This is a genomic window from Actinomycetospora sp. 2LY8.5 (genome assembly GCF_057180585.1).
Genome location: NZ_JBXUHE010000003.1, coordinates 194,874 through 213,363 on the forward strand (window position 1 = coordinate 194,874; position 18,490 = coordinate 213,363).

General features: G+C 73.3%; 20 protein-coding genes. 11 read left to right on the forward strand and 9 right to left on the reverse strand.

Annotated elements, in window-relative coordinates; translation table 11 throughout:
* Window positions 1-18 precede the first annotated feature (18 nt).
* Window positions 19-2,313, forward strand: coding sequence for a heavy metal translocating P-type ATPase (locus AC2A1K_RS05330; protein WP_483895283.1), 2,295 nt, complete (start codon window positions 19-21; stop codon window positions 2,311-2,313).
* 90 nt (window positions 2,314-2,403) lie between these two features.
* Here the strand turns inward: AC2A1K_RS05330 and AC2A1K_RS05335 are convergent, their stop codons facing one another.
* From AC2A1K_RS05335 to AC2A1K_RS05350, 4 genes are all read right to left on the reverse strand, one after another.
* Entirely contained in the window at window positions 2,404-3,081 is a 678-nt protein-coding gene (locus tag AC2A1K_RS05335; RefSeq protein ID WP_483895284.1) for a response regulator, read from the reverse strand.
* Window positions 3,078-4,232 (reverse strand): sensor histidine kinase, encoded by a 1,155-nt coding sequence (locus AC2A1K_RS05340; RefSeq protein WP_483895285.1) that lies wholly within the window; start codon window positions 4,230-4,232, stop codon window positions 3,078-3,080. The genes AC2A1K_RS05335 and AC2A1K_RS05340 overlap by 4 nt, the downstream gene beginning before the upstream one ends.
* A 137-nt stretch (window positions 4,233-4,369) precedes the next feature.
* Window positions 4,370-4,777, reverse strand: a complete 408-nt coding sequence (locus tag AC2A1K_RS05345; RefSeq protein WP_483895286.1) for a hypothetical protein — start codon at window positions 4,775-4,777, stop codon at window positions 4,370-4,372.
* Window positions 4,778-5,154: 377 nt separating this feature from the next.
* A complete protein-coding gene (locus tag AC2A1K_RS05350; protein ID WP_483895287.1) occupies window positions 5,155-5,796 on the reverse strand; it encodes a TetR/AcrR family transcriptional regulator in 642 nt (213 codons plus the stop codon).
* Between the two features lie 84 nt (window positions 5,797-5,880).
* Here AC2A1K_RS05350 and AC2A1K_RS05355 point away from each other — a divergent pair, with 84 nt between their 5' ends.
* From AC2A1K_RS05355 to AC2A1K_RS05365, 3 genes are read left to right on the forward strand one after another with little or no spacing between them, the layout of a single operon-like run.
* On the forward strand, window positions 5,881-6,891 hold the full coding sequence (locus AC2A1K_RS05355; protein ID WP_483895288.1) for an alpha/beta fold hydrolase: 1,011 nt from the start codon (window positions 5,881-5,883) through the stop codon (window positions 6,889-6,891).
* A complete protein-coding gene (locus AC2A1K_RS05360; protein ID WP_483895289.1) occupies window positions 6,888-7,601 on the forward strand; it encodes a DUF998 domain-containing protein in 714 nt (237 codons plus the stop codon). Before AC2A1K_RS05355 ends, AC2A1K_RS05360 begins: the two co-directional genes overlap by 4 nt.
* Window positions 7,598-8,332, forward strand: coding sequence for a hypothetical protein (locus AC2A1K_RS05365; RefSeq protein WP_483895290.1), 735 nt, complete (start codon window positions 7,598-7,600; stop codon window positions 8,330-8,332). Before AC2A1K_RS05360 ends, AC2A1K_RS05365 begins: the two co-directional genes overlap by 4 nt.
* Window positions 8,333-8,374: 42 nt before the next feature.
* Here the strand turns inward: AC2A1K_RS05365 and AC2A1K_RS05370 are convergent, their stop codons facing one another.
* Together AC2A1K_RS05370 and AC2A1K_RS05375 are read right to left on the reverse strand one after the other, a co-directional pair.
* Window positions 8,375-9,028: a GNAT family N-acetyltransferase gene (locus AC2A1K_RS05370; RefSeq protein ID WP_483895291.1), complete on the reverse strand. Its 654-nt coding sequence runs from the start codon at window positions 9,026-9,028 to the stop codon at window positions 8,375-8,377.
* A 50-nt stretch (window positions 9,029-9,078) separates the two neighbouring features.
* The gene (locus AC2A1K_RS05375) at window positions 9,079-9,327 is read right to left on the reverse strand and encodes a hypothetical protein (protein ID WP_483895292.1); all 249 of its coding nucleotides are present in this window, start codon (window positions 9,325-9,327) and stop codon (window positions 9,079-9,081) included.
* A 445-nt stretch (window positions 9,328-9,772) separates the two neighbouring features.
* Here AC2A1K_RS05375 and AC2A1K_RS05380 point away from each other — a divergent pair, with 445 nt between their 5' ends.
* From AC2A1K_RS05380 to AC2A1K_RS05410, 7 genes are all read left to right on the forward strand, one after another.
* Window positions 9,773-10,729 (forward strand): helix-turn-helix transcriptional regulator, encoded by a 957-nt coding sequence (locus AC2A1K_RS05380; protein WP_483895293.1) that lies wholly within the window; start codon window positions 9,773-9,775, stop codon window positions 10,727-10,729.
* Window positions 10,726-11,280 carry a dihydrofolate reductase family protein gene (locus tag AC2A1K_RS05385; RefSeq protein WP_483895294.1) on the forward strand — a complete coding sequence of 185 codons (555 nt, stop codon included), beginning with the start codon at window positions 10,726-10,728 and terminating at the stop codon, window positions 11,278-11,280. The genes AC2A1K_RS05380 and AC2A1K_RS05385 overlap by 4 nt, the downstream gene beginning before the upstream one ends.
* A gap of 364 nt (window positions 11,281-11,644) precedes the next feature.
* Window positions 11,645-11,866, forward strand: coding sequence for a hypothetical protein (locus tag AC2A1K_RS05390; protein WP_483895295.1), 222 nt, complete (start codon window positions 11,645-11,647; stop codon window positions 11,864-11,866).
* On the forward strand, window positions 11,863-13,221 hold the full coding sequence (locus tag AC2A1K_RS05395; protein ID WP_483895296.1) for a DJ-1/PfpI family protein: 1,359 nt from the start codon (window positions 11,863-11,865) through the stop codon (window positions 13,219-13,221). The genes AC2A1K_RS05390 and AC2A1K_RS05395 overlap by 4 nt, the downstream gene beginning before the upstream one ends.
* On the forward strand, window positions 13,218-13,946 hold the full coding sequence (locus AC2A1K_RS05400; protein WP_483895297.1) for a DUF899 domain-containing protein: 729 nt from the start codon (window positions 13,218-13,220) through the stop codon (window positions 13,944-13,946). Before AC2A1K_RS05395 ends, AC2A1K_RS05400 begins: the two co-directional genes overlap by 4 nt.
* A complete protein-coding gene (locus AC2A1K_RS05405; RefSeq protein ID WP_483895298.1) occupies window positions 13,947-14,447 on the forward strand; it encodes a hypothetical protein in 501 nt (166 codons plus the stop codon).
* Window positions 14,444-14,713: a hypothetical protein gene (locus AC2A1K_RS05410; RefSeq protein WP_483895299.1), complete on the forward strand. Its 270-nt coding sequence runs from the start codon at window positions 14,444-14,446 to the stop codon at window positions 14,711-14,713. Before AC2A1K_RS05405 ends, AC2A1K_RS05410 begins: the two co-directional genes overlap by 4 nt.
* A gap of 66 nt (window positions 14,714-14,779) precedes the next feature.
* On the opposite strand, the gene AC2A1K_RS05415 is transcribed toward AC2A1K_RS05410, so the two are convergent.
* The 3 genes from AC2A1K_RS05415 to AC2A1K_RS05425 all read right to left on the reverse strand — a co-directional run bounded on the left by AC2A1K_RS05415 (window position 14,780) and on the right by AC2A1K_RS05425 (window position 18,460).
* The gene (locus AC2A1K_RS05415; RefSeq protein WP_483895481.1) at window positions 14,780-15,964 is read right to left on the reverse strand and encodes an LLM class flavin-dependent oxidoreductase; all 1,185 of its coding nucleotides are present in this window, start codon (window positions 15,962-15,964) and stop codon (window positions 14,780-14,782) included.
* A 41-nt stretch (window positions 15,965-16,005) separates the two neighbouring features.
* Window positions 16,006-17,631 (reverse strand): flavin-containing monooxygenase, encoded by a 1,626-nt coding sequence (locus AC2A1K_RS05420; RefSeq protein WP_483895300.1) that lies wholly within the window; start codon window positions 17,629-17,631, stop codon window positions 16,006-16,008.
* A 61-nt stretch (window positions 17,632-17,692) separates the two neighbouring features.
* Window positions 17,693-18,460, reverse strand: coding sequence for a crotonase/enoyl-CoA hydratase family protein (locus AC2A1K_RS05425; RefSeq protein ID WP_483895301.1), 768 nt, complete (start codon window positions 18,458-18,460; stop codon window positions 17,693-17,695).
* Window positions 18,461-18,490 lie beyond the last annotated feature (30 nt).

An 18,490-nucleotide genomic window follows, 5' to 3' on the forward strand; every position in this document is an offset into this window, starting at 1 on the left:
CGAGGAAGGACACTCGGGATGAGCACCGTCACCGAGAACACCGACGCGACCGCGAACGACGTCGCGAACACCCACGACGTGGAGCTCGTCCTCGGCGGCATGACGTGCGCTTCGTGCGCGAACCGCATCGAACGCACGCTCAACAAGCTCGACGGCGTCGAGGCGACGGTCAACTTCGCGACGGAGAAGGCGCGCGTCGCCGTCACCCCGGAGGTGGCCGTCAGCGACCTGATCGGTGCCGTGGAGGCCGCCGGCTACACGGCGTCCGTCCCCGGGCCCCCGCGCAGCGAGGCGGAAGCCGATACCGAGCGCTTCGGCGAGGGCGAGGACGAGGTCGACAGCCTGCGCACGCGGCTCCTGGTCTCCGTCGTCCTGTCGGTCCCCGTGGTCGTGCTCGCCATGGTGTCGGCTCTGCAGTTCACCTACTGGCAGTGGGCGTCCCTCGCGCTCGCCGCGCCGGTGGTCGTGTGGGGCGCCCAGCCGTTCCACCGGGCCGCGTGGGCCAACCTGCGGCACGGCACCGCGACCATGGACACCCTCGTCTCGCTGGGCACCCTGGCCGCTCTCGGCTGGTCGCTCTACGCCCTCTTCCTGGGCACCGCCGGGGTGCCGGGGATGACACACCCCTTCGAGCTGTCCATCGAGCCGACCGACGGTGCCGGCAACATCTACCTCGAGGTCGCGGCCGGGGTCACGACGTTCATCCTGGCCGGCCGCTGGTTCGAGGCCCGGGCCAAGCGCCGCGCCGGGGCCGCGCTGCGCGCGCTGCTCGAGCTCGGCGCGAAGGACGTCGCCGTCCTGCGCGACGGCGTCGAGGTCCGCATCCCGGTCGACCAGCTCGCCGTCGGCGACCGGTTCGTCGTGCGCCCGGGGGAGAAGATCGCCACCGACGGCGAGGTCGAGGACGGGACCTCCGCTGTCGACGCCTCCATGGTCACCGGCGAATCGGTCCCGGTGGAGGTCACAGCGGGCGACGCCGTCGTCGGCGCGACCGTCAACGCCGGCGGTCGCCTCGTCGTCCGCGCGACGCGGGTCGGTGCGGACACCCAGCTCGCGCAGATGGCGCGCCTCGTCGAGGACGCCCAGACCGGCAAGGCCGCGGTGCAACGCCTCGCCGACCGGGTCTCGGGTGTCTTCGTCCCGATCGTCATCCTGCTCGCGGTGGGCACGCTCGGCTTCTGGCTCGCCGCCGGCGTCGGAGCCGCCGGCGCCTTCACCGCAGCGGTCGCCGTCCTGATCATCGCGTGCCCGTGCGCGCTGGGGCTGGCCACCCCGATGGCCTTGATGGTCGGGACGGGGCGCGGCGCCGCGATGGGCATCCTCATCAAGGGCCCCGAGGTCCTGGAGTCGACCCGTCGAGTCGACACCGTCGTCCTCGACAAGACCGGCACGATCACCGAGGGCCGCATGTCCGTGGTCGACGTGCTCCCGGCGACCGGCGAGGACGCCGACGAGGTCGTCCGCCTCGCCGGTGCCCTCGAGGACGGCTCCGAGCACCCCATCGCGCGCGCGATCGCCGCCGCGGCCCGGGACCGGTCGACGGGACGGTCGCCGGACGTCGAGGACTTCACCAACGACGAGGGCCTGGGCGTGCACGGCACGGTCGAGGGCCATGCCGTGGTCGTGGGACGGCCGCGCCTGCTCGAGGACCGGGCCGTGACGATCCCGGTCGAGCTGATGACGGCGAAGTCCGCCGCCGAGGCGCGCGGGCACACCGTGGTCGCGGTGGCGTGGGACGGCGAGGCGCGCGGTCTGCTGTCCGTCGCGGACACCATCAAGGACACCAGCGCAGAAGCCGTCCGCGGCCTGCGGGACCTGGGGCTCACTCCGGTGCTGCTCACCGGCGACGCCGAGCCCGCCGCTCGTGCCGTCGCCGAGGAGGTCGGGATCGACCGCGACCTGGTCATCGCCGAGGTGCTGCCCGCCGACAAGGACGACGTGATCGGGCGCCTCCAGGCGGAGGGCAAGGTCGTCGCCATGATCGGTGACGGCGTCAACGACGCCGCGGCGCTCGCCCGGGCCGACCTGGGCCTGGCCATGGGCACCGGTACCGACGTCGCGATCGAGGCCGGCGATCTCACGCTGGTGCGCGGCGACCTCCGGGCCGCGGTGGACGCCATCCGGCTCTCCCGCCGCACGCTGTCGACCATCAAGGGCAACCTGTTCTGGGCGTTCGCCTACAACACCGCGGCGTTGCCCTTGGCCGCCGCCGGCCTGCTCAACCCGATGCTCGCCGGAGCGGCCATGGCGTTCTCGTCGGTCTTCGTCGTGGTCAACAGCCTGCGGTTGCGTCGGTTCCGCGCGACCGCGTGACGATTCCGCTCCGCCGTGACGCCGGGGCTGCCCACAGGGAGGAAGAGCGACCGCGCCGCCGTCGCTCCCGTGAGCTCACGAGGTGCGCGATCACGTCGACCAGCCCGGTCGCACGAGGCCGGTCTCGTAGCCGAGGACCACGAGCTGAGCGCGGTCGTGGGCGTCGAGCTTGGTCATGGAGCGGCTGATGTGGGTCTTGACGGTGGCGGGGCTGACCACGAGGTCACGGGCGATCTCGTGGTTGGACAGGCCACGGGCGGCGAGAGCCACGACTTCGCGCTCGCGGTCGGTGAGTTCGGCCAGGCGTCGGCGCATGTCGCGGCTGAGCTGCGGGGCGGCGGCGCGCTGGGCGAACTCCTCGATGAGGCGTCGGGTGACCGTCGGCGAGAGCAGCGCGTCGCCGGCGTGCACGGTGCGCACCGCGGTGACGAGGTCGGCGGGCTCGGTGTCCTTGACCAGGAATCCGCTCGCGCCGACGCGCAGGGCTTCGAAGATGTAGTCGTCCTCGGCGAAGGTGGTCAGGATGGCGACCTTCGTCTTGCCGAGGGACGGGTCACCGACGATGGCGCGGGTGGCCTCGAGGCCGTCCGCTGCGGGCATGCGGATGTCCATGAGCACGAGGTCGGGAACGTGGTGTCGCACGCGTTGGACGGCGGTGGCGCCGTCGTCGGCTTCGGCGACCACGGTGATGTCGGGCGCGGCGTCGAGGAGGGCCCGGAATCCGGCGCGGACGAGCGACTGGTCGTCGGCCAGGACGATCCGGATCATCGCGAGGGCCCGTCGGCGGTGGCGACGTCGATCGGCGCCGGTGGTGCGGTGGGCTGGTAGGGCAGGGACACGTGCACCTGGAATCCTCGCTCGGGGCCCGGGCCGGCGGCGAAGGTGCCGCCGAGTGCTGCGGCCCGTTCACGCATGCCGGGGATGCCGTTGCCCGTGTCCTGGTCGAACCTTGCGCTCGGCCCGGTCCGGTTCCCGTCGTCCCGGATCCCGATCTCGAGGCGGGGGCCGACGGCGCGCACGCGGACGGTGGCCCGGCAGGGCGCGGCGTGGCGGCGGATGTTGGTCAGGGCCTCCTGGACGATCCGGTAGATCGCTTGGTCGACGCTCGGGCCGGGGCGTAGTCCGTCGGCCAGGTCGAGGTCGACCTCGAGCCCGGCGCTGCGGTGATCGGCGATGAGTGCGGGCAGGCGGGCAAGGCCGGGGTTGGGCTGGCGGGCCGGGGCTTCGTCGATCCCTCGCAGCACACCGAGGGTGGTTCGCATCTCGGCGAGCAGCTCGCGGCTCGACGACTTGATCGCCGCGAGGGCTTCCCGGGCCTGTTCGGGCTCCTGATCGAAGAGGGTGTGCGCGACACCGGCCTGCACGTTGATCATCGAGAGGTGGTGGCCCAGCGAGTCGTGCAGGTCCCGGGCGATACGCAGCCGTTCCTCGCTGACCTGGCGGCGGGCGGTCTCCCGCTGCGCCGCGCGGACCTGCGCCGCCCGCTCGCGGCGAGCTCGCCACCAGGCGCAGCCCGCGATCACCGCCGCCAGTGACGGCAACCACGCCGCGGCGACGGCCCAGGCCACGGCGTCGAGCCCGAACCGGGTCCGGATCAGGTGCAGTGTCAGCAACCCGAGGAACGCCACGATGGTCATCGCGGTGGCGCTGGTGCGGTGTCCGCGCAGGACCGCGCTGCACACCGCGGCGAGGGTCGGCAGGAAGACGGGGCCGAAGCTGTATCCCAGCGCGAGGTAGGTCCCCGCGGCCGCGGCGGCGACCGGGATGACACCCGGGGGCCACAGGGCGCGGCCGACCAGGGCGAGGGGACCGGCCAGGAGCAGCGCCACGGCGAGCGCGTCGATCGGCCGCGCCGCGGGCTCGCCGCGACCGGCGTTGATCGACCCGACCACGGTCGCGACGGCGACCACTCCCGGCATCCCGAGGGTGCGTGCCGCCCCCTCCCACCATCGGTGCCGGGCCCCGTCGGCCAGGGAGGCGATCAGCGCGTCGACCGGTCGGGTGGGCCGTGGGTGCGGTCGTGGGTGCGGTCGTGGGTGCGGTCGTGTCGTGGCGCTCATCGTCTCCCACCCACCCGTGCCCGGGGCTTGACCACGCTCAGGGCCACCGCCACGACCAGCATGGTCCCCGAGACGACCGGCGGGTACAGCAGCGACGAGGTGTCCGCGGCCGCGGCCGGCTCGACCAGCAGGCGGCGGCCGTGCTCCGCGGCCGCGGCCAGACCGGGCCGCAACAGGACCACGACGAGGACGGCGAGCACAACGGTGATACCGAGCTTGATCGCCACCCACCAGTAGCGCAGCAGCCCCCAGTGGGTGATCAGGCCGAGCAGCACACCGCTGACGAGGCTGAGCAGCGCGCTGGCGATCAGCGGGCCGCTGAGAAGGCCCAGCACCTGGTAGCTGGAGGCCACCAGATCCGGGTCGCCGGCCCCGAGCGCGGTGAGCACCAGCACCGCCAGCATCACGTCGAGTCCGATCCAGGGCTCCGGCCCCCAGGACGTGCGCCACGAGCACGCTGCGGCGAAGCGCGCGCGGCACCGGCCAGCGGGCCGCGGCAGGTCGCGCGGGGAGCATCGAGGAGGCGGCGGAGGAGGCGGGGGCCGAGGCGGCCGTCGAGGCGGCCGTCGAGGCGGCCGTCGAGGCAGCCGTCGAGGCAGCCGTGGCGTCGGGTGTCGGGCTCGTCATGCGCTGCCTTCCGCGGAGGGTCGGAGACCTGACGATCCGGGTTCCGGCGCGGCGAGTCGTCCTCCACGAGGCGGATGTTCACCTGCGCCCTCGGACCGACGTCGGACGAGGTCGGGCGAGGTCGACGTGCGCTGGCGCCGGGAGCGCCGCGGGCTCAGGCGCACGACACCACCCGGCGGCACAGCTCGGACCAGGAGCGCACCAGAGCGTCGTCGTCGTGGGCACCGGGCGCCACGCCGAACGTCCATCGCGAGCGACGAGCGTTGACCAGGGCGCCGAGCAGATGCACGGCCAGCCCGTCCTCCAGCGTCCGGGACCCACCGTCGTCGTCGATGCGCAGCCAGCTCCGCAGGATCGTGGCCATTCCGCGGTAGGAGGGGTCGGAGACCTCCCGGCGGAACGACTCCCGCAGGCCCGGAAGTCGGTCGCCCTCGCGTTCGAGGACCCGCGTGATCGCCTGTTGGCGGTCCAGCTCGGCGAGGATCCAGCGTGCCAGCTCGGCGGCGCGCGGCCCGATCCCGGCGTCGTCGCCTCCGGTGGCGATCGGGGCGCTGAAGCGAGCGCGGGCGTCGGTGATCGCACGCAGGTGATCGTCTGCGGCGGCTGCGAGCAGCTCGTCCTTGCTCGCGAAGTGCCGGTAGAGCGCGCCGCGTCGGGGCACCAGACCGACGGCCCGCTCGATCTCGCCGACGCTCACGGCGTCGAACCCGCGCTCGGCGAACAGCCGTAGCCCCTCGTCGAGCAGGCGTTGCCGGGTTCCGCGCCCCGTCTCCGCCGGGTCCGAGCTCGTCGCCACGACCTCCACCGTCCCCTCTGGACAAGCGTAATCCAGTGATTATAGTCGGCAAGCAATAATCGAACGATTACTTCGGAGGGGACCATGGAGCGCACCCTCGTCGAGCTGGGTCACGGTCCCGACGACGCACTCGAGTACGTCGACACCGGTGGCGACGGGCCGGTCGCGGTCTTCCTGCACGGCGTGCTGATGGACGAGTCCTTGTGGGCGTCGACGGTGCAGGCGATGCCCTCGACGTGGCGGTGCCTGGTCCCGGTGCTCCCGCTGGGTGCTCATCGCCGTCGCGCCGCGGTGCACGAGCCCGGCGTGCGAGGGCTCGCCGGTCTGGTGGCGCGGTTCCTCGCCGCCCTGGACCTGCACGAGGTGATCGTGGTCGGCAACGACACCGGCGGCGCGATCGCCCAGGCGCTGATCACCACCCGTCCGCAGCGGGTCGGCGCGGTCGCCCTCGTGTCGTGCGACGCCTTCGAGAACTTCCCACCGGGGCTGCCGGGAAGGACCATCGCCCTCGCGGCCCGGCTGCCGGGCATGCTGACCCTCGCGGTGGCCTCGCTGCGCTGGCGGCCGCTTCGAGGGCTGCCCGTCACGTTCGGGCACATGACCCGCGATCGCGGCAGCGACCCGATCATCGACCGCTGGATCCGCGCGTACCTCGCCGAGCCGGCGGCGCGCCACGACCTGCGACGGTTCCTGCGTGACCTCGACCGCGACGAGCTGCTCGACGCCTCCGGCGACCTCGGCCGGTTCGACCGCCCCGCCCTGATCGTGTGGGCGAGCGAGGACCGGGTGATGCCGCCCGAGCACGCCGACCGGCTCGCGGCGCTGCTGCCCGACGTCGAGCTCGCCTGGGTCGCCGACAGCAGGACCCTCGTCCCCCTCGACCAGCCGGCTCGCCTCGCGCGCCTGCTCACCGACTTCGGGCGCGCCCGGTGCGGCGAGACCTCGCGCGGCGGTCGTACCCCACGGGATGTACCCGGCTCACCGACCACGGGGGGACGACCTGCCCGCAGCCGTCTCCCACTCTGCTTCCTCGACGGACCCGAGCGCGGTGCCGTCGATGGTTCCGCCCCGGCCCGATGGGAGCAGCAAGGATGACCCAGCCGCCCGAGACCGGCTTCGATCGCGCTGCGGCGGTGACGCGTTCCCTGCTCGGCTGGGGCGTCGTGGTCGGACCGTTCTACTTCGTGGTCGGGATCGTGCTCGGTGCGATCACCGACGGGTTCGACTTCCGGCGCCACCAGCTCAGCCTGCTCATGCTCGGCGACCTCGGCTGGATCCAGACCACGAACCTCGCCCTGAGCGGATGCATGGTCGGCGCGGCCGCCCTCGGGCTGGCCCGCGCCTGGCGCGCGGACGGCCAGGTCGCACGGTGGACCGCCACGATGCTCGCCCTGGCCGGAGCCGGCCTGATCGGCAGCGCCGTCTTCCCGCCCGACCCCGCGATGGGGTTCCCGCCCGGCTCGACGACCACGATGACGACGAGCGGGATCAACCATCTCGCCTTCGGAGCGCTCCTCTTCCCCTCGCTCGCCGCGACCTCGGTGATCGCCGGCCGGCGCTTCGCCCGGCACGGCAAGCGGTCGATGGCACGATACTCGCTCGTGACCGGAATCGTGGTCCTCCTCGGATTCGTCGGCGGAGCGACCTTGTCCACCTCGCCGGTCGGTGTCGTCTCGCTCTGGACCGCGGTCGTCGTCGGGTTCGCGTGGCTGCTCGCCACATCGCTGGTCGCCTACCGCGAGGTCCCGCACCCCGACCTCCATCGACGCCACCCCCGAACGGCCCCGCCCGCACCCCGCCCATGACCGGACAGCGAGGTCGGCCGACGCGATCTCTGCGCGAGACCGAGCTGTCCCGGATCCGGGCGTCGGGCTGGGTGACCAACCCGGCACTGCGTCGGGTACTGGACCGGTCGGGCGCCGAGCCGCCCGACGTGACGGTCGACCGCCTCATGACCACCGACCGGTGGCATGCCGCCGAGACGCTGGTGCGCGGACTCCGCACGGTCTTCGCCGGGTTCCGCTTCGCTCACCAGGTGGACTACGGCCTGCTGCTTCTCCCGCCGTCGAGGTCGCTCGACGTGCGGGCACCCGTGCCGGTCGGGGTCCGGTCGGCGCAGCACCCGTCGCTGACCGGCGACGTCGTCGCCGAGGGTCTCCCGGTCGGACGGGACGACGCCGCGGAGACGGAGTGGCGCATCTGGGTCGGCGTCGCCGGACGCTACGGCGTCTCCGCGGGCAGCTACCGGGACGTGACCTCGGCGGATGCCGCACGGTTCACCGTCGCCGGGCGCGACACCCGGACCTTCATGACCCGTCAGCTGTGGGCCGCGCGGTTGCTGCAGGCCGGAGCCGGTGTCGTCCCCGACTCGGATCTGAACCCGTTCTGGACCTTCACGCTGTTCCCCGGCGAGGACCTCGTCGGGGGCCAGGCCGAGTCCGGCACCGTGCTCAAGAACAAGGTCCGGTTCCGCCTCGGTAAGGCCGACCGGGGGATCGGCCCGGCCCGCGTGGCCCCCGCGCTGCCGCTGACCTGATCCCCGGACGTCGAGGCTGAGGTCCCGGGGGTCCACGGGCGGTCAGGCTGCCGGTCGCACCATGGTGAGCTGGTGCACCCGGTGACGCCGATAGTGGACTCCGGGGACCACCGGTGTGGCGCCGTGGGCGTGGAACCCCATCCGGGCGAAGAACCGCACCGCGCGGGTGTTCTCGACCAGGGTCTGCAGGTGGCAGCCCGGGGAATCGGCCCCGGCCAGGCGCTCGAACCATCGGTGCATCAACGCGTCGGCGACCCCGGTCCCTCGGGCCCGGGGCGCCACGTTGATGTGCAGGTGCGCCGGCCACCGTGGATCCGCGAGCCCGCCCGAGGCGGTCTGCTCGCCTCGTAGCGTGGCCGCGAGGATGTCGACGAGCGACCGTGCGAAGAAGCGGACGGCGCGCGGGCGCAGCATCAGGCGGTGCTCGGCGACGGCGCGGGCGAACCTCGCGTCCTCGCCGGGTAGCCGGGTGCTGTCGAGGCACCCGGTGAGGTAGCCGACGAGTTCGCCGTCGAGCTCGGCGACGAACAGCGACGCGGGCTCACCGGTCACGTACGGGTCGAGGTACATCGCGCGCTCGGAGGCGGGGTGCCCCCACAGGTCACCCGTCGGCGAGCCGGCGCCCGCCCGGTGGAACAACCCCTCGAGGCCGTCGCGGTCCGACGGCGCGAACGCTCGCACGGTCCATCCGGTCACGGCCACCTCCGGCCCGCATCATGACCCGCCGCACCGGGCGGCGCACCTGGTCAGCGGGACTCCGCCCGCACCCGGCGCCACACGACGACGCCGGGCGCGTCCACCGTCGCCCGGCCCGCCTCCCCGCACGTCGCCCCGCAAGCCGACACGGTCCGCTGCGCCCACCCCGCCGTCGCTCGCCGTGGAGGCCGGCCCGGGACGAGCAGCTCCGCGAGGGGCCCCACGCCGGCGCGCTGCACGGAACTCGGGGCCGCGCTCGCGCGGGCGATGCGCAGCTGGGGCAAGCGGGTGGCCTTCATCGCTTCCTCGAGTTGGTCGCACGCCTTCCTCAACGACAAGGGCCGGCACCTGCGGCCCGACACGGCGTCGGACCGTGAGCTCTACGAGGCACTCCTCGGTCGGAGATGGTGGAGACCGACGTCGTCAACTCCACCAAGGTCTTCGCGATCTTCGACGACGGAACAGCGAGCCGGCCGGCTGACTGATCGGCGCTCGCGAACGAGGAGAGGACGACGTGGCTACCCCTCCGCGCATGACCCGCCGGGGTTTCGGGTGGGGCTGGTGGCGAGGGCGGTCAGGCCTGGTGGTCGGTGTGCGAGCGCGCCCCGGGTGCCCTCGCCGCGACGCGACCCCGACCGATCCCGAAGAAGGGCGTCGGGAGGGCTCGGAGCGCCGCACCCCGGTCGGCTCTGGACAGCAAGATCGGTCGGGCGCCGTGCGGGCGGCCTCCGCGACACTGCACGCGTGGCGGAACGACCAGCGGGACGGGACCGGCTCAGGGCACTCCTGGACTCGGTCCTCGACGAGGACCACGATCGTCTCGTCGACATGGCGCAGGGCGCGTACTCGTCCCCGTTCCACTTCAGCCGAGAGGTGTCGCGCCTGTCCGGGGAGGCGCCTGCGGCGATGCGCCGTCGCGTCATGCTCGAACGAGCGGCGTGGCGGTTGCGATCCGGCTCGTCGGTGACCGACGCCGCCGTCGAGGCCGGGTACGACTCGGTCGACGGGTTCAGCCGAGCGTTCTCCCGGGCCTACGGGTGCCCACCGAGCACGTCGGAGACGGCCGACCGTTGGCTGCCCACCCCGAACGGGATCCACTTCCACCCGCCCACCTCGTTGTGGATCGACGGCTGGCACGCGGCCCGTCGCGAGCAGACGATGAGCGAGGTCGCGATGCTCATGGTCCGCCACGACGTCGACGACGTCCGGTTGCTCCTCGACGCCGCACGGCGGTCGGACCTGCCTGAGCTGGAGCGCGAACGGTGCTCCGGCGAGACCCCCCTGTCCTGGGGCCGGCGCGACGGCACGATCCTCGACGTCCTCGGGGGGCTCGTCGCCGCGAAGGAGGAGTGGCTGGCGGCGATCCGCGGTGAGGACGCCCCCGACCCACGGCCCGAGGACGATCTCCGGGGTCTGACCGAGCGGCACGAGGCCGTGGCCCCGCGGTGGTTGGCGACGGTCGAGGAGACCGAACACCGGGGCGGCTGGGCGGACCGGCTCGTCGACGCCGTGTGCGATCCGCCCCAGAGCTTCGTGCTCGGCGGGGTCCTCGCCCACGTCCTGACCTTCTCGGCGGGCCGGCGCCTGCTGGTGCGCCGCTGGCTCCGCGAGGTCGGCGCGCTGGCGCTGCCCACCGGCCCGGAGGCCGACGACGCCGACCCTCTGAACTGGCTTGAGAACCGCACGAAGGGCACCCCGTGACGCTGACGACCTTCTACACGTCCACCTCGCTCGACGGGTTTCTCGCCGACGAGCAGGACTCCTTGGACTGGCTGCTCGAGCTTCCCGACGACGACGGTCCGATGGTCGGCGGAGCGATGGGTTACGCCGACTTCGTCGCCGGAATCGGTGCGTTGTGCATGGGCGCCACGACCTACCGGTGGATCGTCGAGCACCAGGCAGCGCTCGGGGAGCCCTGGCCGTACACGATGCCGGCCTTCGTGTTCACCCACGGCCGGCCCGAGGTGATGCCGGACGCCGACGTGCGGCTCGTGCACGGAGACGTCCGCCCGGTGCACGACGCGATGGTCCGGGCCGCCGGCGGGCGGGACCTCTGGATCGTGGGTGGGGGCGACCTCGCGGCCCAGTTCGCCGACGCCGGGCTGCTCGACGAGATCGTCGTCGCCATCGCCCCGGTCACGCTCGGCGCTGGTCGCCCCCTGTTCCCTCGCCGCCACGACCTGAGCCTGACCGAGCTCGCCCACAACGGCGTCTTCGGATGCGCCCGATATCGAGTGACCGGCCGGCACTGAGCTCGTCGGCGGGGTCGAGGGATGGTGAGGCTCCTGGGCCGCGCTCGACGATGACGACGTGAACCGGGCGCTCGCCGTCCTGGGGCGTGCTGGGCCTGCGGGAGCGCGCAGCCGCGGGAGGCCCGGGCAACGCTGTCGGCCGCGAGCTCGGGCGTCGACCACGTCACCAACGTCCTGGCCGAGCTCGGCGTCCGGGACCGCACACAGGCCGCGCTGCGCGCACGCGAGCTCGACCTGCTCTGAACGCTCCTGTCCGGGTCACGGCCGGGCGTGACCCGCATCCGTGACCTCCGACCTATGACCGGTGCCGCGCGGAAGCCGAACCTTCTCGGTGTCGTCAGCACCACGAACAGGAGGACCTCTCATGGCCGTCGACCCGAGCACGGGCGACGCGGCGGTCGCCGCTGAGCCGTCCCCGACCGTCCGGCCACGCGGGCGCCGTCTCGCCGGATTCACCGGGCACGACCTGGAGACGGTCGTCGCCTTGATCGTGGGCGTGGCGGCGGTGTTCCCGCTGATGTTCCCGCTGATGTTCCCGCTGACGCCGGCCGCCCTGCCGTGGCGCCGACGCGAGGACGGGCTGTGAGGCGGCACGGGCGCGCCGTCCTGCGCCGCACCGCCCTGGTGCTCGCCGCGCTCGCCGCCGTCCTCGTGCTGCCCGCCGTGGGCGCCGCGGTGTCCGCCCCGCGGGCGTTCACCGCCCCGTACACACCGGGCCCGGCGCGGGTCGTGCCGCCGCCCTCCCCGGCGCGCCACGACCCGGGCCGGCCGACCGCGGTCGTGGTGGTCGGGGACCGGGGCGCCGAGGTGTCCGACGTCCTCGCCCCGTACGAGGTCCTCGCCGAGACGCAGCGGTTCAACGTCTACACCGTCGCGCCTCGGCGGGTCCCGGTGCCGTTGACCGGCGGCCTCGACCTCGTCCCCGACCTCACGTTCGACGAGCTCGCTACGCGCACGGGACGTCCCGACCTGGTCGTGGTCCCCGCCCTGCCCGACGAGGGCGAGCCCAGCACGGCGCCGGTGGTCGGCTGGCTCCGGACGCAGGCCGACCGGGGCGCTCTGGTGCTGGGGGTGTGCCGGGGTGCCGCCGTGGTGGCGGGGGCCGGGCTCCTCGACGGCCGCCCGGCGACCAGCCACTGGACCTCCGTCGGCCGGTACGCGGCGCGCTTCCCGGGAGTCGACTGGGTGCGGGGACGGCGCGTCCTCGACGACGGCGACGTCGTCACGACCGGCGGCGTGCTGTCGAACCTCGACGGCACCCTGCACGTCGTCGACCGCCTCGCCGGCCCCGCGGTCGCCGACCGTGCCGCGGCCGCGGTGGGCTGGGCGCACTTCCGCCGCAACCCCTCCGCGCAGGACCGCAACGGGTTCCCCGACCCCGTCGCGATCGTCAACGCGAGCTACCGCTGGGATCCCGCCACGGTCGGCGTGAACCTGGACGACGGTGTCGGCGAGATCGAGCTCGCGTCGGTGTTCGACCCCTACGGGGGGCAGTCCCTGGCCACGCGCACCCTCGCGCTGAGCCCCGACGGCAGCCCGGTGCGCTCGCGGCACGGGTTGACGTTCCTGCCCCGCGACACCCTCGCGGCGGCGGCCGCGCGCATCGACCGGCTCGTCGTCCCGGGCGCCACCGCCCGGCCCGTGGCCGCGCCCGTCGCCGCCCCGGCACCGGAGTACGTCCACGTCGGGTCCGGGTTCGCCTACGACGCCGTCGTCACCGACCTCGCCCGGCACACCGACACCGCCACCGCCCGGTGGACCGCCGTCGTCCTCGAGCTGCCCACCGACGGGCTCGCCCTCGAGGGGCCACGCTGGCCGTGGGAGCCCACGCTCCTGCTGGTCCTCCTGCTCCTGCCCGGCGCCGCCGCCGTGCTCGGCGTCGCCCGCGTGCTCCGCGGCCGCCGCGGGTCACCCGTCCCGCACACCGAGAGGACACCATGAACACACCGGACGTCGTCTCCCGCCCTGAGTGGGAGGCCGCGCACCAAGAACTGCTGGTCGCGGAGAAGGAGCTGACCCGCGCCCGCGACGCGCTCGCCGCGCGGCGGCGGCGGATGCCGTGGCTCCCGGTGGAGGAGGCCTACGCCTTCCACGGACCCGAGGGCCGGGTCGGGCTCGTCGACCTGTTCGCGGGACGACGCCAGCTGGTCGTCTACCGCGCCTTCTTCGAGCCCGGCGTGCTCGGCTGGCCCGACCACGCCTGCGTCGGCTGCTCGATGATGGCCGACCAGGTCGCCGACGTCGCCCACCTCAACGCCCGGGACACCACTCTCGCCTACGTCTCGCGGGCGCCGCAGGCAGACATCGAGCGCGTGAAGGCCCGCATGGGCTGGACGATGCCCTGGTACACGATGCTCGACGATTTCGGCACCGCCTTCGACACCGCCTTCGGCGTCGACCAGTGGCACGGCACGAACGCCTTCATCCGCGTCGGCGCGAGCGTGTACCGGACCTACCTCGTCACCGGCCGCGGGGACGAGGCCCTGGGCAGCGTCTGGAGCTACCTCGACATCACCGCCCTCGGGCGGCAGGAGGACTGGGAGGACTCGCCCGCGGGCTACCCCCAGACCCCCGCCTACGCGTGGTGGAACTGGCACGACGCCTATACCGACACCGGACCGTCGGCGGTCGGGCTGGCCCAGGTCGACCGCGCTCAGGGGCGATAGATGGACACCACCCCGCTCCGGGACGCCTACCGCGAGCTGATCGACGCCGCGGCGACCGTCGCCGACGCCGGCGCGCCCTGCCCACCGCCGGTCGGCGAGTGGGACGCCGACCAGGTCCTCGCGCACGTCTGCCTCGTCACCGCTGCCACCATCGCGGCCACCTCCTGCATCGCGGCCGGCACCAACACCACCTACGACAACCGCGCGGCGTCCGACACCTGGACCATCGACCGCCTCGTCGCACGCGCCGGAGGGAGCCGTGGCCTCCGGGAGCGCCTGCGGGTCCAGGGCGACGTGCTCTGCGCGCTCGGCGGATCGATGGGTGAGCCTGAGCTGGAGACCACGGTCCCGACGCTGCTCCTGTCCCACGGCGCCGTCCTGGTCGACCAGCCCCTGCGCCTTCGCGATCTCCTGGACGGTCTTGCGGACGGGGAGCTGCCCGGTCACCGGAGCCAGCTCCTGGCCCTCCTCGAGGGCGGGGCAGGGATGGGCTCACCGTGACGGCGGCGGTCGCCGTTCGGTTCTGGAGGACACGATCGCCGGTGACGGACATCAAGAGTGCCTCGGCAACGCTCCCTCGTCGCTTCGTCCTGACCTTCGACGAGATCGATCGGGGTCGCGCGTCGGAGGTCGGCGGCAAGGCGGCGAACCTGGGTGAGCTGTCGCGGATCGCCGGCGTCGACGTGCCGCGGGCGGGTCGACGATCGACGCGTCCGCGAACGGCAGGCGTTCGACGGATATCGGTCGCTGACGCGACCTCCTGGTGACCGCCTTCACCGACCCCGGCCGGTCCCCGATCTTCGTCGCCGTCGAGCTTCTGCCTGAAGACGCGGTCACGCCCGGGCCGAGGCGGCCTGCTTCGCCTCGCGCTCGGCCTGGTGCTTGGCCGACCAGGCGTTGATGGCGTCCCACTGCTTGGCGGCCAGGGGCTCGCGCACGCTGCGGGTCCAGGCCTCGTTGGCGAGCAGCCGGCGGTCGGTGCGCTTGAACTTCGGGATCACGTGGTTGGCGAACAGGTGGTAGTGGTGCAGCGTCGCCTCCCACGGCGCCCAGTTGTGGGCGAACATGAGATAGCAGCCGAAGCCGCCCTTGGACTGCTCCTCGAGCCGTTCGATCTGCGAGATCGCGTCGTCGACGGTGCCGATCACGCCCATCCCGCTCTCGATGACGAACTCGATGCGCTCCTTGGTGTTCTTGCCCTCGACGCCGAGCTGCGGCGCGGACGCGGTGTGCTGGAGGTAGTCGAACCACTCGTTGATGCCGTACTCGACGTCCTTGATCGCCTGGTCCTTCGTGTCGGCCAGGTGCATCGGACCGACCAGGCGCCAGCTCTCGCGGTTCGGCGACGTGCCGTGCTCGGCGGCCTTCTCCTCGACGACGTCCCAGTGGTGGCCCAGCGCGTCGAAGCCGGCGGCGCTCATCGTCGCGCCGATGGAGATCATCCCGAGCCCGTGCTTGCCGACCAGGCGCGGACCGGACGGCGAGACGATCGCCGCGGTGGCGATCTCGGGGTGCGGGTCGGAGTAGGCGTCGAGCTGCAGGCGGGCGTCGACCAGCTTGTAGCGACCGGTGTCGACGGAGATCGGCTCGTCGTTGTTCAGCAGGTGCATGAGCACGTCGACGTCGGTCTCGAGCGCGGCGCGGGCGTCGGCGGGGTCGATCCCGAGCATCTCGGCGTCGGTGGCCAGCGCGCCGGGGCCGACGCCGAGGATCACGCGCCCGCGGGTGAGGTGGTCGAGCATCATCAGGCGGTCGGCCACGAGGAACGGGTTGTGGTACGGCAGCGACAGCACGCCGGTGCCGAGCTTCATGTGCCTGGTGACCTGGGCGACGTGCGCGATGAACAGCAGCGGGTCGCCGATCAGCTCGACGCCGCACGAGTGGTGCTCGCCGAACCAGGCCTCGTCGAAGCCCATCGCGTCGAGACGCTGGACGAGCTCCACGTCGCGCTGCAGGGACCAGGTCGGGTTCTGGCCGACCGGCACGTGGTGGGGCGGCAGGAAGATGCCGAAACGCATACGGGACACAGCCGAACTCCTTCGTCCGTCGGGAGTGTGGGTCAGCCGGCGCGGACCAGGTCGGATCCGGCCGCGGTGAAGACGAAGCCCTCGTAGTCGTCGGCGACGACCTTCTCGAGGACACGGCGGTAGCCGCGCACACCGCCGACATAGGGCATGAACACCTGCGGCTTGCCGGGCACCTCGGCGCCCATGTAGTAGGAGGCCGCCCGCGGGTACAGCGTCGCCGCGGCCCGCTCGTTGACGTGCGCGACCCAGTCGGCCTCCGCCCGGGCGGAGACCTCGACCTCGTCGGCGCCCGTGGACGCGGCGCGGTCGAGCAGGCCCGCGATCCAGTCGACGTGGGCCTCGATCGAGAGCAGCACGTTCGACAGCAGGGAGGGGCTCCCGGGGCCGGCGATGACGAAGAGGTTCGGGAAGCCGGTGGCGCCGATGCCGAGGTAGGTCCGTGGGCCGGCGTCCCAGTGCTCGCGCAGCGTCCGCCCGTCCCGCCCGACGATCTCGGGCTTGAGCAGGGCGCCGGTCATGGCGTCGAACCCGGTGGCCCACACGATCACGTCGAGCTCGATCTCGCCGGCGGTCGTGCGGATGCCGTTCTCGGTGATCCGCTCGAGCGGGGTTTCGCGCATGTCGACCAGGTCGACGTTCTCGCGGTTGAACGTCTCGAAGTAGCCCGAGTCGACCGGGGGCCGCTTGGCGCCGAAGGGGTAGCCGCGGGGCATCAGGCGCTCCGCCGTCGCCGGGTCGTCGACCTTCTCGGCGATCTTCTCCCGGATGAAGTCGGCGGCGGTGTCGTTGGCGCGCTCGTCGAGCATGAGGTCGTGGTAGGCGAGCAGGAAGCCGAACCCCGCGGTCTTCCACTGCTCCTCGTAGAGCGCCTGCCGGTCGTCCGGCGAGACCTCCACCGCGGACTGCTTGTTGGGTGTGAACCCCAGCCCGCTCGGGGACTGCTGCGCCCGCTCGCGCCGCTCGCGGTAGGTGGCCTTGACCTCGGCGTCGCGCTCGTCGGACAGCGGGGCGTTGTTGGCCGGGATCGAGAAGTTCGGGGTGCGCTGGAACACCGTGAGGTGCCCGGCCTCGCGGGCGAGCACTGGGACGAGCTGGGTGCCCGACGAGCCGGTGCCGATGACGCCGACCCGCCGACCCGCGACGTCGACGTGCTCGTGCGGCCACGCGCCGGTGTGCAGGATCCGACCGCGGAAGTCGTCCTGGCCCTCGAGCTGCGGCTTCTTGGTCACCGACAGCTGCCCGGTCGCCATCACGAGGTACCGGGCGCTCCAGGTGCCGGCGCAGGCGCCGTCGGTGGTCACCGTCCAGCGGTGCGCGTCCTCGTCGTAGACGGCGCGGGTCATGCGCGTGGACAGGTGCACGTCGCGGCGCAGGTCGAAGCGGTCGGCGACGTGCTCGACGTAGCGCAGGATCTCCGGCTGGGTCGCGTAGCGCTCGCTCCAGCGCCACTCCTGCTCGAGCTCCGGGGAGAACGACAGCGAGTAGTCGTGGCTCTCGACGTCGCAGCGCGCCCCCGGGTAGCGGTTGACGTACCAGACGCCGCCGAGCCCGTCGTTGGCCTCGACGACGGCGACCTCCAGCCCGCGCTCGCGGAACGTGTGCAGGCTGCGGAGCCCGGCGAAGCCGGCACCGACCACGAGCATGTCGACCTCGCGCATGGGACGAGGGTAGGGCGACGATCGGACCGGCGTCAACATATGTGTTGACCAGCGTGAGGGGTCATCGGCCCGACCACCGGGGGGCGCGCTTCTCGGAGAACGCCCGCGCGCCCTCCCGCGCGTCGGCGGTGGCCTTGATGGCGACGAGCTCGCTCTCCTGACGGGCCCACGTCTCCTCGACCGGCAGGTCGCTCGCGGCGAGCAGGCGCTTGGTCGCGGCGAGGGCCAGCGGGGCGTTGCGGGCGATCCGTGCGGCCAGCTCGACCGCGCCCGCAGCGGCCCGGTCGGGCTCCACGAGCCGGTTCACCAGGCCCCAGCGGTGGGCGTCGACCGCGCCGAAACGGTCGCCGGTCAACGCCAGTTCGGTGGCCACGGTCCGCGGGACCCGCTGCGGTAGGCGGAGCAGCCCACCCGAGCCGGCGATCAGCCCGAGGCCGACCTCCGGCAGTCCGAACACGGCGTCGGAGGCGGCGACCACCAGGTCGCACGCCAGCACCAGCTCGCAGCCGCCGGCGAGCGCGTAACCCTCGACCGCGGCGATCAGCGGTTTCGCGGGCGGCGCCTGGGTGAGGCCGCCGAAGCCGCGGCCGGGGACCTCCGGGGCGTCACCGTCGAGGAAAGCGCGCAGGTCCATCCCGGCACAGAACGTGCCGCCCGCGCCGGTGAGCACGCCGACCGACAGCTCCGGGTCGGCGTCGAACGCGTCGAGCGTCGTGGCGATCGCCCGGCTGGTGGCGCCGTCGATCGCGTTGCGCTTCTCGGGACGGTCCAGGGTGATCAGCAGGATCCTCTCGGCCGGGCGCTCGGTGCGTACCCCGCTGCTCTCCATCGCGCCAGCCTGGACACCACGGCCGCGCTC

What these genes read in the sequence shown, in the direction of transcription:
- AC2A1K_RS05345 (WP_483895286.1), bottom strand. Translation starts at nt 4,777, where the DNA reads ATGCTGGCGGTGCTGGTGCTCACCGCGCTCGGGGCCGGCGACCCGGAT.
- AC2A1K_RS05405 (WP_483895298.1), top strand. Translation starts at nt 13,947, where the DNA reads ATGGACACCACCCCGCTCCGGGACGCCTACCGCGAGCTGATCGACGCC.
- AC2A1K_RS05360 (WP_483895289.1), top strand. Translation starts at nt 6,888, where the DNA reads ATGACCCAGCCGCCCGAGACCGGCTTCGATCGCGCTGCGGCGGTGACG.
- AC2A1K_RS05425 (WP_483895301.1), bottom strand. Translation starts at nt 18,460, where the DNA reads ATGGAGAGCAGCGGGGTACGCACCGAGCGCCCGGCCGAGAGGATCCTG.
- AC2A1K_RS05400 (WP_483895297.1), top strand. Translation starts at nt 13,218, where the DNA reads ATGAACACACCGGACGTCGTCTCCCGCCCTGAGTGGGAGGCCGCGCAC.
- AC2A1K_RS05355 (WP_483895288.1), top strand. Translation starts at nt 5,881, where the DNA reads ATGGAGCGCACCCTCGTCGAGCTGGGTCACGGTCCCGACGACGCACTC.
- AC2A1K_RS05420 (WP_483895300.1), bottom strand. Translation starts at nt 17,631, where the DNA reads ATGCGCGAGGTCGACATGCTCGTGGTCGGTGCCGGCTTCGCCGGGCTC.
- AC2A1K_RS05335 (WP_483895284.1), bottom strand. Translation starts at nt 3,081, where the DNA reads ATGATCCGGATCGTCCTGGCCGACGACCAGTCGCTCGTCCGCGCCGGA.
- AC2A1K_RS05375 (WP_483895292.1), bottom strand. Translation starts at nt 9,327, where the DNA reads ATGAAGGCCACCCGCTTGCCCCAGCTGCGCATCGCCCGCGCGAGCGCG.
- AC2A1K_RS05415 (WP_483895481.1), bottom strand. Translation starts at nt 15,964, where the DNA reads ATGCGTTTCGGCATCTTCCTGCCGCCCCACCACGTGCCGGTCGGCCAG.
- AC2A1K_RS05330 (WP_483895283.1), top strand. Translation starts at nt 19, where the DNA reads ATGAGCACCGTCACCGAGAACACCGACGCGACCGCGAACGACGTCGCG.
- AC2A1K_RS05340 (WP_483895285.1), bottom strand. Translation starts at nt 4,232, where the DNA reads ATGCCGGGAGTGGTCGCCGTCGCGACCGTGGTCGGGTCGATCAACGCC.
- AC2A1K_RS05365 (WP_483895290.1), top strand. Translation starts at nt 7,598, where the DNA reads ATGACCGGACAGCGAGGTCGGCCGACGCGATCTCTGCGCGAGACCGAG.
- AC2A1K_RS05390 (WP_483895295.1), top strand. Translation starts at nt 11,645, where the DNA reads ATGGCCGTCGACCCGAGCACGGGCGACGCGGCGGTCGCCGCTGAGCCG.